The sequence below is a fragment of the Allorhizocola rhizosphaerae genome, assembly GCF_003426775.1.
Lineage (GTDB): Bacteria > Actinomycetota > Actinomycetes > Mycobacteriales > Micromonosporaceae > Allorhizocola > Allorhizocola rhizosphaerae.
In genome coordinates this window covers 1-12386 of record NZ_QJUG01000057.1, presented here as the reverse complement: position 1 = coordinate 12386, position 12386 = coordinate 1, and the positions used below count along the sequence as shown (strand labels likewise).

The window sequence follows — 12386 nt, the reverse complement described above, 5'->3', positions numbered from 1 at the left end:
CGTCATTGCCTGGCGTAGGCCTCCTGGATCGCCTCGCGCGCCCAGCGCATCCGCAGCACCGCGGTCTCGGGGTGGTCGCCGAACTCCTGCGCCACGCGGGCGGCGCAATCGTTGACGCCGAGGTTTTGCAGGGTGCGGCGCACCGCTGCCCGCACCGCCGGGGCGGCCGGATGCTGCGACGACTGCAGGTTCGACACGAACAGCGCCTCGCAGCGGGTGTCCATGGTCAGCGTGCTCATGATCGCCTCCTGATCTATTATCCCGTATTCCGCTGGCTCCTTGTGTGGGAGCGATCCCCCGGGGGTGTAGGGATCACTCCCACGCACCAACAACGATCCCGCCGCCGCGCGGCCGAAACATCCGCCACCGCACGTAATTGGCCCCCGCAAAAGTGGGGTCAACGGGACGATGAGCCCAGAGGTCGCAGCGGGGCCAGCGGGGTCTAGACCGGCCACCGGCATCGATCGGGCTTAAACGTCCACCTGAGCCCGGACACCACGGATGACCGCGGCCCGCGAACCCTTCACCCGGTCGGCCAGGAACCCCATTGCCGCGACTGCTTCCGCCCGCCGAGCATCGGGCGCCAAGCGTAACGCGGCAGTCAGAAGATAAGCGACATCACCGGACAGATATGGCGTGGGCGCCCCGGAAAGCTCCGGCTCGCGCATCCTGCGGGCGCAGGCGAGCACCTCGTCCAGCGCCCAATCGGCGTGCCCGGCGCACACCGCCGCGACCGCCTCCGGCCAGCCACCCGGAGCGATCGCGTCATCGCCCAGCAGGCCCAGGGCAAGCGTCCGGGTGATCGACGGCGCGGCGGCCCGCACGGCCGGAAGCGTCGCATCCACGAGCGCCGGAAACCATGACACGAGCCAGATCGCGGCCTCGGCGGTCACCGGGTCCGCGTGCCCGGCCAGCGGCACCAGGCTCGGCACCTCCGCCTGAACGGCTTCGTATGCCGCGATGTCAGCACCACTGCCCAGACCCTGCGCCTCGAAGCTTCGCGGGAAGGTGTGCACATCGTCGTCGCCGATCGCCAGGTAGCCCAGCGACATCAGCACGGGCATGACCAGCGACGGTCGCCGCGCGAGCCCGGCCAGATAGGGCACGGCCGCGGCGCTGGCCGAAAACCGCCGACCCTGATGGCAAAGCGCGCCGAGCAGATCGCCGAACGACTCGTCGTCGTCGTCGAGCGCGCGCAACAGGTCCGGCACATCGGCCGCGTCGCCGTAGGCGTGCTCCAGCCCCGCCCAGTCCACCAGGCCGAGTTCAGCCAGCTCCCGCACCCGGGCCCTAGCCAACCGTGGTCTTCAGGATGCTGCGCCCGAACGTGGCCGCAAACAGCGTGCCGGTCGGCGCGTGATAGTGGATGTCGGTGACCGGCACGGCCGGGAAGCTCTTGCCCACCTTGAGCCACGTGCGGCCCAGGTTGGGGGTGAAGAACACGCCCATGTCGGTGCCGATGTAGAGCCACTTGCGGTGCTTGGGGTGCCGGATGACGTCGTTGACCGGGGCCTGCGGCAGGTTGCCGGAGATGTCGGTCCAATGTGCTCCGCCGTCGGTGGTCATCAGCACGTGCGGCTGGGTCTCGCTCTCCCACTTGAACCCGGAATACGTCACCCACGCGGTGTTGGCGTCGTCCGGGTCGACGGTCACCCGGGTGACCCACCGCTGCGGCAGACCCGGATCGGTGAGCTGGGTCCAGGCGCCGCCGCCGTCGCGGGTCACCCACAGCCTGCCGTCGTCGGTGCCCACATAAACCGTTTCCTTGTCGCTGGGCGCGATGCCGATGGTCGTGATGGTGCCGAACGTGCCGCGCGGCGACGGGCCGCCGGTCAGGTCGGGGCTCACCGCGCGCCAGGTGACGCCGCGATCGTCGGAGCGGTTGAGGATGTTCGATCCAAAGTAGACCGTGCTGGGGTCGCCCGCCGCGATTTCCAAGGGAGAGGCCCAATTGAATCTGGTACCGGCGAAGCGCGGCCGGATGTTGGTAATGGTGTTACCGCCGTCGTCGGAGCGGACGCACGCTCCGTTTTGCGCGCACGCGAAGACGTTGTTGTGGTCCACCGGGTTGATCCGGTTGAACATCCCGTCGCCGCCGCGATAGGCGTTCCAGTCGGTGCCGCCCCACGAGCGCAGCGAGTTGTTGTCCTGCGTGCCGCCCGAAACCCGGGTCACGTCCTGCACGCTGACGTCCATGGCGTAGAACTGCATGTAGGGCTGGTAGCTCGCGGCGGTCCACGTGCCCGTCACGTCACCGTTTTGGTCCGACCAATACAGGCCGCCATCGTTGCCGATGTAGACCCGGCCGGGGTGGTGCGGGTCCCACGCCATCGCGTGCTGGTCGACGTGGAACCGGCCACCCGGGCTGGCCACCCAGTTGGCCCCGCCGTTGCGCGACTCCATCATCGGCACGCCCGCCGAGAACAGGTGATCGGCGTCGTTGGGGTCGACCCACAGCCGCGCGAACCACCACGCGAACCCGCCGTCGCCGCTGTCGAGGGCGGGCTCGCCGGTCATGGGCCGGATCCAGGTGGCACCCGCGTCGTTGGAGACGAAGAACCCGGTGAGGTTGCCGATGCGGTCGTTGGTGATGGCGTATGCCCGGTTGGGGTCGCTCTGCGCGAACGCGACACCGATGCGGCCCGGCTCGGTCTCCGGCGCGGGCAGCGGCGCGCCGATGCGGGCCCACGTCTGGCCGCCGTCGGTGGATCGGTAGACGCCCGAGCCCGGGCCGCCATATTCGCGCCCGTCGGGGAAGCGCAGCTTGTCCCACATCGCCGCGAGCACGATGTCGGGGTTGGCCGGGTTGATGGCCAGATCGATCGCGCCGGTCGAGCTGTTCAGGCCGTCGAGCACCTTGCGCCAGCTCTTGCCGCCATTTTCCGACAGGTACACACCGCGCTCCCCGCCGGTGTCGAAGAGCCTGCCCTGTGCGGCCACGAAGATGCGGCGCGGGTCGGCCGGGTCGATGCGGATGCGCCCGATCGCGCCCGTGTCGGAAAGTCCGAGGCTGTGCCAGTGCGCGCCGCCGTCGGTCGAGCGGTAGACACCGGTGCCGTAATAGGACCCGCCGCCACCGTGGTCGGGCTCGCCCGTGCCGGCGTAGAGTGTGCCGTCGGGCGCGATGGCAAGCGCCCCAAGGGATTGCGGGAGCCGGTCGGGCCACACGCTGCTCATGGTGACGCCGCCGTCAGTGCTCTTCCACACGCCTCCGGTGCCGGCTGCCACGTACACAATCCCGGGGGTTTTGGGGTCCAAAACGAGATCGATGAGCCGGCCGCCGATGTTGCTGGGGCCCAGCAGTTGCCATCGCGCGCCCGAAAGCTGTGGGCCGACCGCGTCGGTCTCGGCCTCAATCCGCTCGACCTGGGCGAGCGCGTCACGATAGGCCGTCGGCGGGATCGAGCCGTCGGCATTGGCCCGCTGCAGCCACATCCACTCATAGGGCTCGGCCGGGTTTTCCACCTCCGGCGCAACCGCATTGTGCGGCGCAACCGGGCTTCCCGCAAGGGATAGCAGGCTTGCCACCAGTGTCACGACGGCGGCGCCCGCGAGCACGCCGACCAAACGAATCCGCAACCGCCTCGACCGAACCCACCGATTCATCCGCATAGCGTAACCGTGCATCGATCGACTTGGAAGGTGCCGATTGAGCCACCCCCTTTGCGTTGATCATGAGCTTAAGTCCATGTTCGACGGTGTGTCACGGCATCAACTCCATGGTCAAAACCCGGCGTAGGAATGCAGGCCGGAGACGAAGATGTTGACGACGAACACGTTGATGAGCATGCTGGCCCATGCAGCACAGGCGATGACCGCTGCCGGACGGCCGCGCCAGCCCGCCGTGGAGCGGGCGTGCAGATAGCTGGCATAAAGGGTCCAGCTGATGAAGGCCCACGTCTCCTTGGGATCCCAGCCCCAGTACCGTCCCCAGGCCGCCTCCGCCCACACCGCGCCGGTGGCGACGGCGAATGTCCAGATCGGAAACGCGATCTGGTGCATGCGCGCGGCCAGCCGGTCCAGAGTGGACAATTCAGGAAGGTGATTGGCTCCGCGCAGGCGGGCAAGATACAGGGCAGTGGCGACGAACCCGACCAGGAACAGGCCCGTCGCCAGGGCGGCGGTGGCGACGTGCACGCGCAGCCAGGGCGACTGCAGCGGGGGTGGGAGCGCATTGGCCCGCACATAGACGCGGCCCGCAGCGCCCAGCGCGAGAGCCAGGGTGAGTGTCACGAACAGGCCGAGCGGGCGCAGGCGGGGGCGCGTGAGCAGGACCAGCCAGGTGAGCGCGCCGGCCAGGGCGGCGGTGAGCAGGAACTCGTACATGTTGCCCCATGGGACCCGGCGGGCCTCGGCGGCGCGGGTGAGCACGCACGCGGCGTGGACGATGACGGTGAGCACGGTGGCCACGAGCGCCGCGACCCCGAGGGCTCGGGCCCGTTGCGGGACAACCACCTCGGCCGTGTGCAGGGCCATGGCGACCACGTACCCGATGATGGCCGCGATGAGCAGGGTTTCGGACATGTTCGCCTCCGCGTTCTACTACATGTTGTAGTAGAACACACCGTCACCACGGGTATGCCAGCAGGCTCCACGGAGTCGACGCCACGGTCAGCACGGCCAACGCCACGACGATCGGCGTGCGTCTGCGCACGGGCTGCGGCGCGCAGGAGGCTCGGGCAACGCGCACGGGATGGGCGCCGACGGCCGCCAGCGCCCGGTGCAGGGCCTTGTGGCCGGCGTGCCGGGAGGCCCGGTCGTCGGCACGGCACTCGACCAGCAGGGCCACAGCGGCACACGCGACGGCCGCGCCCGGCAGGCGGGCCGCACGCAGCGCGGTGAACGGCAGCAGCACGAGATCGTGCCGTTCGGCGGCGTGGGCTTGTTCGTGGGCGAGCACGGCCTCCAGGCCGCGGCTGTCCAAAATGGCCAGTGCACCGGTGCTGACAACCGTGCGCGGCGGCCTTCCCGGCACGCAATAGGCGACCGGCAACGGGTGCTCCAGCGTGATGAACCGGTCGCTCACCCGCTCACCGGCCAGGTCCAGCAGATGGCGGTGGCGGTTGCGGGCGGCCGCGGTGGCCACGGCACACCGCCCGAACACGGCGGCGAGCGCGACCGTCAGGAGCGCGGCCAAGCCGAGCACGGCCCACTGCGCCGTCGAGAGCGGGGGCCGCCTGTTGGAGAAGAGAAGCTGCCACAGGCCCGCCAGCTCCCCCGTGCCGTACCCGGCCAGGGCGATCGACAGCGCCAGTCCGACGACCGCCGAGCACACCGAGATCAGGAGCGCCTGCCATGTGGCAATGCCCAGCGCCGGGTGCCGCAGCGGCCAGCGCGCTTTGCTCAGCGGCCCGATCGCGAGCGCACAGATCGCGATCACCGCCAGATAGTGGCTGCCGTGGCTGAGCACGTGCCTCAACGGGAGTCCTTGCGCAGGGCGGCGCGCAGGGCACCCGCGTCCTCTTCCGACACCATGTGGGCGAAGTGCGCCAGCACGGCGCCCCGATCACCGGCCTGGTCGAGTGCGTCGCGCATCAGCTCGGCCAGGAACGCCTCCTTGGGCGCCGCCGCCTCGTACAGCCACGCCCGGCCCTCGCGGTGGCGCGTCACGGACCCCTTGCCCGCCAAGCGATCCAGCACGGTCATCACGGTCGTGTACGCCAGCTCGCCGCCCAGCCGCTCGGCGACCACGCGCACGGCAAGCGGCCCCTCGGCCGCCCACAGCACATCCATCACGGCTCGTTCGAGCTCACCGGTACCGCGACGTCCCACGACGTGCAGTACATCATGTAGCCGTGGACGACTACGAACGGGACCAGCACGCCGAAAGCCCGACATCGGCCATGCCGCACGCGCGCTGTCCGACGGCCACACCGCGGGTGGTCATGTGATCGACTTTGTGTGACGTAGTTGACCCACGCCGCCGGGTCCGCGATTCTATTGCCAGATGCCTATCTATCGAAAGGATCGGCATGAACGCACTACGGACGGCTTTCCTTGCCGTCACCACGATTCTCGCGCTCGTGGCCACGCCCGCCGCGCCGGCCCACGCGAGCGCCACCTTCCCGTTCGCGGCCCCGTCGGGAGACAACTGCCGCTACGCCGCCGCGAAGGGATCATTGACCTGGGGCTACAGCACGACCGCCCCGATCCGGCCGACCTCGGTGGACATCCGCGGACGGCTGGTCGACCACCCGCTGCCCGACGAGTGGGGGTTCCTCTGCCGCGATGACAGGTTTTACGCGGTCACGACCTTCACCGCTTACGCGGGCAGCAGCATCCTGCGGGCAGAGGTGTTGGCAGACAACGAAGTCGCCGACATCACCATCACCATCAGGCCGACCGCGACGGCGGCCGGGATAAGCCGGCTCACGGTCCAGGTGTGCCGGCACCCGCTGCCGGTCACGCGACCACCGGCGCCCGGCTACTGCGGCCCGCCGCAGCACTACGCACCGGTGGTGTACGACCCGCCGTCCAACTGAGTGTGCGGCCGGAACACGGCCCGCAGGCACCCATCCCGCTTCTGCTCGAACATCCGGTACCCGTCCGGCCCCTCATCGAGCGGGAGCGGGTGGGTCGCCAAATAGGAAGGATCGATCTCGCCCTCGGCGACCCGCTCCAGCAGCATGGGGATGTAGCGCTGCGCATGCATCTGGCCCATCCGCAACGTCAGGGCCTTGTTCATGGCCGCGCCCAACGGGAACTTGTCCACGAACCCGCCGAACACGCCCACGATCGACACGGTCCCGCCCTTGCGGCAGGCCAGAATCGCCTCGCGCACGGCCGAAGGCCGATCGGTCTGCATGCGCAGCGCGTGCTTGGCCTTGTCGTAGGCGCCGACGGCACCCGTCTGGTGGGCCTCCATGCCGACCGCCTCGATGCACACGTCCGGCCCACGCCCTCCGCTCAGTTCGCGCAACGCCTCCTGCACGTCATCGGTCGTGTAGTCGAGTGTCTCGACACCCAGCTGGCCGGCGGCCGTGTCGAGCCGATCCGGGAACCGGTCGATGACCACGACCCGGCCCGCGCCCTGCAGCTGCGCGCTGCGGGCCGCCATCTGGCCGACCCCGCCGGCGCCCCACACGGCGACGACGTCGCCGCCCTTGATGCCGCCCATCTCCGCGGCCATCCAGCCGGTCGGTACGGCGTCGGAGACGAACACCGCCGCCATATCCTCAACACCTTCCGGTATCCGGAACGAGCCGATGTCGGCGAACGGAACGCGCACATATTCCGCATGACTGCCGGCGAACCCGCCGGCGGCTTGCGAATAGCCGATGATTCCGGCCGGGGCGTGCCCCCACAGCTTCTCGGTCATCACCGGTTGCGGATTGCTGTTGTCGCACAGCGAGAACTCCTCATTGCGGCAGTACCAGCAGCTGCCGCACGCGATCACCGAGCCGACCACGACGCGGTCTCCGGGCGAGATGCGCTTGACGTCCGGTCCGACGTCGACGACCTCGCCCATGAACTCGTGGCCCATGATGTCGCCCTCGCGCATCGCCGGTAGATATCCGTTGATCAGGTGCAGGTCCGACCCGCACACGCTGCTCGCCAGCACTTTGATGATCGCGTCCCGTCCGTCCAAAATGGAGGGCTCCGGGACGTCGTGCAGTTTCAGGTTACCGACGCCATCCCAGCACAATGCCTTCATGGCCGCCCTCCCGTCACCAGCCTGTGCTGCACCACCCGGGTGATCCGCTCCTGCAGCGGGCCGCGCCCGGTGGGCTGTCCGTCGGTCGTGGTCACGATGCCGCACTCCAGCAGCTGCTTGATCCGGCGCAGAAGGGTGCGCAACACCGAGTCGGGCTCGTCGCCCGTGATCGGCCCGCCCGGCAAGTCGTATTTCAGTGACACATGCATCTCGGTGCCCCGGCCACCGGGCGCCTCGATCAGGTCCATCCGTCCCGTATGAGGCACGATGCCGTCATCGACGCGCCACGACAGCATCCGGTCCGGCTCCTCACCGGTGATTTCCACCGTGAGCCGGCCTCCTCGCACGGCCCACCGCGACACCCTGTCGTCGACCACCTCGACCGTTGCCTCGCGGTCCAGCGCGCGGGCGAGGCCGGGCAGGTCCCGCCAGAATCCGTAGACCACCGAAGCCGGCCGGTCCACCGTCACGCTCCGCATGGTGACCCGCGGCCCGCTGAGCCGCTGCCGCGTGCGCGCGGTCACCACGACCGCTGTGGCCGCGGCGGCTGCCGTCGCCGCGGCCACCACCTTCTTGTTCACCATCAGGTGCTTCTACCCGGCCGGGTACGGTCCTACGCGTGTTCAGGAGTTGGTGTACGGGCTCAGATACATGATCGCTTTCTGGGTCGCGGTGAGGTCGGGCTGAGGCTTGCTGAGCTTGGAGTCATCCGGCCACATGAGGTTGTCGTGCCAGGGCAGGCACTGCTCAAATATGCAGTCCGGATGGCTGAGGCCGAGCACGTGCCCCAGCTCGTGCGCCATGGTCCACCGGTTCGTGGGCGTGTGCCGCATGATCAGGCCAGGCCGGCCGGCCGGGTGGTTGGCGCAGCCGAGGACCCCATCCCGGGACGCCACGATTCCCTTCACCACGTAGATGACGATTTCCGACGGGCGCACGAAGTTCCGGTGCTCGAACAGCTTGGCCTGCTCGGTGGTCAGCTCGTGCTTGCGTGCCGCGGGGCAGCTGCCGACCTCCACCTCGTCCATGCCCGGGACGTCGATGCGCTCGATCGACGCGAGCGAGATGCCGACCTCCGCCTTGAAGTAGAGCTGCTGCGCGTCCGACAGCTCCTGCACGATCGGGTTGAGGTCCGCACCGGGCTGGTTGACCACCTTCAGGTGCACGCTGATCCGCTCCGCGTCCACCAGTTCGTGCCGATCGCCCGATCCGGGCGGACCCAGAACGCGTCCAGGTGGTGCACCCGGCGGCCGACCAGGCCGACCGCGCCCGGCACGGCCTTGCCCGGACCGGTAGCCGTCAGTCCCGCCCATCCTCCGGTGAGGCGCTCGTCGAAGCCCAGCTGCTGGACGAAGCCCTCGTTGGAGATCCACGCCAGGTCCAACTGGCCGGGCGAGCGGCTGGCGGCAGCGATCGCGCCGGGTGCCGCCGCGCCGGGCCAGGCGATGGGCCACGGCGCGGGCCAATCGCGATGCGGGTTCCATGCCGTCGTACCGATGCCGCCATCAGGCCCGATCCAAAACACGTCGAGCTGGTCCGGCCGGCGCGCGATGGCGGTCAGGGCAGAGCGCCGCGGCTCCCGGGACGATCCGATCAGGACATGCCCGGCCGGCGCGATCGGGCGCCAGGGCCAGTTGGCGGCGGCATTCCACCACGCGGTGGTGACGCCCCCGTCGGGGCGCACCCAGAACAGGTCGAGCTGATCGCGCGTCCGCGAGACGACCGACAACGCACCGCCCGGGTAGTGGGCGACGCCCGGCCCGGTGATCGACCACGGCGGGAGCCAGTCGCGCCAAGGGTTCCACGCGGCCGTCCGGATCGCGCGGTCCGGCCCGATCCAGAACACATCCAGCTGATCGGGGTTGCGCGCGGCCACGGTAAGCGCACCGGGCAGGGCGTCGCGGGCCGGGGCGATGGACCGGGGCGCGGCCCAGTTCCAATGTGGAGTGCCAGCGTGCCACCACGACGTGGACACGCCACCCTCGGGCCGGATCCAGAACACGTCGAGGTGGTCGGGATTGCGGGCGATCGCGGCCAGCCCGCCGGCAAGCTTGCCGGGCTGCGCCGAGCCGGGCGGGGCGACGACCCACGCCTCCCAGCGCGGGTTTGCCTCGCTCCATGTGCTGTTCATGACCGCGCCGTCGGAGCGGATCCAAAACACGTCAAGGACTTCGGGCCTGCGCGCGAGCGAGACGACGCCGCTGCTTTCCGCGTCGGCGGGCACTGCGTAGTCCCACCCCCACGCATGCACGGGCGGGGCCGGTGAGGCAAGCACGGCCAGCGATGCCAGGACCGGGACGATTATGCGCATTGGTCTCATGCGTGTAAGTACATGAGGCGCGCGGTCGCTCATGCCATGGGGCGGAACGATCTGGAACAGGTTTGCGTTGCCGCCTACGATTCGTGCGTGACCACCATGGATCGCGACTTCGACGAGCTCGCCGCCCAGGCGGCGGTGACTGGCGACCGGCAGGCCCGAGAGCGGGCGGGCGACACTCTGGTAGGCCTCGTGCGGGCCGGCGGGCGGCGGGCCGAAGCGGCGTTCACGGCGCTGTGCGAGGCCGAGGTGGACCGGATCTTCCACTATTTCGCGTTGCGGGTCGACGACGAGCAGGACGCGCTCGACCTGTCGCGGGATCTGATCGCGCGGGTGCGGCAGGCCCACGGCCGCAACGGGTTGGAGTTCGCCCATGGTGTGCGGTCGTTCTACGCGTACGTCTACACGGCCGCGCGGCGTGACGTGCAGCGCTACGCGGAGCGTCGAGCGCGGGCGGTCCCCGCGCCGACGGCGGATTTCGATTTCGGCGCGGATCCGCGGCAGCACACGCTCGACGAGCTGGCCGGGGCGAAGGAACTCGGGCAGTGGCTGCGGCAGGCGACGCACGACATCCCCGCCGAGCTCGACCTCGTGATGCTCGCCTACACCCAGGATCTGGGGCGCGAGGACGTGGCGGCCGTGGCGGGAATCGAACCGTCCAAACTCGACAAGGCGGTGCACGCCGCCAAGGGGAAGGTCATCGATAGGCTCTTAAGCCTTTATCTGGTACGGATGAACGCGTGCGCCGAGCTCGTCGGCTCCGTGCAGTGGCAGCCGGGTGGCGCGTCCGGTTTCACGACAGCCGTTTACCGCCGGGCCAAGCGGCACATCAAGGCGTGCGAGACCTGCCGTGACCGGTACGAGGACGCGCGGCGTACTGGAATCTCCAAGGATTTTCTCGGCATCCCGATCGCGGCAGCGCCGGAAGTGTTGCGCAGGTTCGCCGATTCGCCTCCGCCCGCCATGGACACGCTGCCAAAGGGCGGCGGCGGTGGCGGGAGTGCGGTGCTGGCGCGGCTGTATTCGGCGGCCAACGCGACTCCGGGGCTCGGGCGGATAGTCGAGGTCGTGCAACAGAATCCGGCGATCGGAGCGGTGGCACTGGCCGTGACGGCGGTCGCGGCAATCGTCGTGCCGCTCGCGGTGTCCGATCCCGCACCGGGTGGGGCCGAGGCGCTGCCATCGCCGTCCGTAGTCGCCACGACGGCTGGGCCGCCGGCATCATCGACGCCCACTCCCGCGCCTGGTGCCGGTCCTACAACTGCTCCGCGGCCATCCGGAGTGCCTGCCGCACCGGGCAATCCGACCGTGAGCCAGCCGCGATGGGGATACGTGTATGTGAACATGGCGACCGAGGAGGAGGCGCCCATCGGGACGCCGACCAAGGTCGCGCCGCAGACGCAATGGACAACCGGGGCGGGCTTCCCGGGTCAGCGGGGGCGGGAGGCAACGGTCGTGCACACCGGGACGGGCAGCTACACGGTTCGCATGCCCGATGTGGCAAACGATTTCGGCATCGTGCACACGACCGCCTATCGCACGCGCTATCGGGCGCGGGTGTGCGGGGTGACCGGGTACCGGCCGGACGGGCCCGACGAACTGGTCGACGTGCGCTGCTTCGACGACAAGGGAGCGCCGGCCGACTGGTGGTTCACGCTCTTCTTCGCGGCGCCGCCAACCGGGTCGTCGCCCTATGCCACTATCTGGTACCGGGGGCCGGGCGCGGGAGACGGTGGGGTGATCGACAACCCGGGCACGTTCAACTCCGCCGGACGGGCCAACCGCGTGGCGCGCGACGGCGTAGGCCGGTATCGCGCAATCCTTGAGGGCACGGTCTTTCGCCCCGGAGCCGGGTATGTGCAACTTACAGCATTCGGCGGGAGCGCGGCCATCCAGTGCGCCGCAAGCGATACCGTCGCGGTGTCAGGCGGTGTCGAAATCGGCGTCTCCTGCCACGCCCTCACCGGTTCGGCCGTGCCGGTCCCGGCCGACACCGGATGGCTGATGTCCTATGTGGATGGAGTCGGGCTGGCGCGTGCCGCCGGCACACCCGCGGCGTACGCGATGACAACCGGCGACCCGGTGAACCCGTCCATTGACCGGGCACACAGTTACGCCAGCAACGGTGAGGTGCCGAGCGTGACCAGGATGGGCACCGGATGGTACCGGCTAATCTGGAACAACCTCGGCAAGTTCGGTGACAGCGTCCAGGTCATGCCCCGTTCGCCGGGGACATTCTGCCACCTCGGCGCGATAAACTCCCACAGCCGCCCACCCGAGCTCCTCATCGACGTCTACTGCCACGCTCCATCCGGCCTACCGACCGACACCCACTTCGGCCTCACCTACCTCCGCACCCCCTAACCCCTCCCTCCCCTTCCCTTCCCCCATCCATCCCCCTCCCGCGCTGCCCCT

Annotated in this window: 11 protein-coding genes and 1 pseudogene; 2 read left to right on the top strand and 10 right to left on the bottom strand. The window is 69.6% G+C overall.

Annotation, left to right across the window (positions count from 1 at the left end):
- Window positions 1–2: 2 nt before the first annotated feature.
- The 6 genes and pseudogenes from DM816_RS14590 to DM816_RS14565 all read right to left on the bottom strand — a co-directional run.
- Window positions 3–239 carry a hypothetical protein gene (locus tag DM816_RS14590; protein WP_117210774.1) on the bottom strand — a complete coding sequence of 79 codons (237 nt, stop codon included), beginning with the start codon at window positions 237–239 and terminating at the stop codon, window positions 3–5.
- A gap of 231 nt (window positions 240–470) precedes the next feature.
- Window positions 471–1298: a hypothetical protein gene (locus DM816_RS14585; protein WP_162907475.1), complete on the bottom strand. Its 828-nt coding sequence runs from the start codon at window positions 1296–1298 to the stop codon at window positions 471–473.
- A complete protein-coding gene (locus tag DM816_RS14580; RefSeq protein WP_117210772.1) occupies window positions 1291–3606 on the bottom strand; it encodes a WD40/YVTN/BNR-like repeat-containing protein in 2316 nt (771 codons plus the stop codon). The genes DM816_RS14585 and DM816_RS14580 overlap by 8 nt, the downstream gene beginning before the upstream one ends.
- Window positions 3607–3723: 117 nt before the next feature.
- Entirely contained in the window at window positions 3724–4524 is an 801-nt protein-coding gene (gene ccsB, locus DM816_RS14575; protein WP_117210771.1) for a c-type cytochrome biogenesis protein CcsB, read from the bottom strand.
- Between the two features lie 43 nt (window positions 4525–4567).
- Entirely contained in the window at window positions 4568–5410 is an 843-nt protein-coding gene (locus DM816_RS14570) for a M56 family metallopeptidase (RefSeq protein ID WP_246001945.1), read from the bottom strand.
- A 23-nt stretch (window positions 5411–5433) separates the two neighbouring features.
- Window positions 5434–5772: pseudogene (locus DM816_RS14565) on the bottom strand (BlaI/MecI/CopY family transcriptional regulator); the annotation flags it as partial.
- A 200-nt stretch (window positions 5773–5972) separates the two neighbouring features.
- On the opposite strand from DM816_RS14565, the gene DM816_RS14560 reads away from it, so the two are divergent.
- On the top strand, window positions 5973–6482 hold the full coding sequence (locus tag DM816_RS14560; protein WP_117210769.1) for a hypothetical protein: 510 nt from the start codon (window positions 5973–5975) through the stop codon (window positions 6480–6482).
- On the opposite strand, the gene DM816_RS14555 is transcribed toward DM816_RS14560, so the two are convergent.
- Genes DM816_RS14555 through DM816_RS14540 form a run of 4 tightly spaced genes read right to left on the bottom strand, consistent with a single transcriptional unit; the run spans window position 6446 to window position 9974 of the window.
- Window positions 6446–7654, bottom strand: a complete 1209-nt coding sequence (locus tag DM816_RS14555) for a zinc-dependent alcohol dehydrogenase (RefSeq protein ID WP_117210768.1) — start codon at window positions 7652–7654, stop codon at window positions 6446–6448. The two genes, DM816_RS14560 and DM816_RS14555, sit on opposite strands and share 37 nt — an antisense overlap.
- Window positions 7651–8238, bottom strand: coding sequence for an SRPBCC family protein (locus DM816_RS14550; protein WP_117210767.1), 588 nt, complete (start codon window positions 8236–8238; stop codon window positions 7651–7653). The genes DM816_RS14555 and DM816_RS14550 overlap by 4 nt, the downstream gene beginning before the upstream one ends.
- Before the next feature lie 39 nt (window positions 8239–8277).
- Window positions 8278–8841: a zinc metalloprotease gene (locus tag DM816_RS14545; RefSeq protein ID WP_117210766.1), complete on the bottom strand. Its 564-nt coding sequence runs from the start codon at window positions 8839–8841 to the stop codon at window positions 8278–8280.
- Entirely contained in the window at window positions 8811–9974 is a 1164-nt protein-coding gene (locus DM816_RS14540) for a PLL family lectin (protein WP_162907474.1), read from the bottom strand. Before DM816_RS14540 ends, DM816_RS14545 begins: the two co-directional genes overlap by 31 nt.
- Window positions 9975–10061: 87 nt before the next feature.
- Between DM816_RS14540 and DM816_RS14535 the strand changes: the two genes are divergently transcribed.
- On the top strand, window positions 10062–12335 hold the full coding sequence (locus DM816_RS14535; RefSeq protein WP_162907473.1) for an RNA polymerase sigma factor: 2274 nt from the start codon (window positions 10062–10064) through the stop codon (window positions 12333–12335).
- Window positions 12336–12386 lie beyond the last annotated feature (51 nt).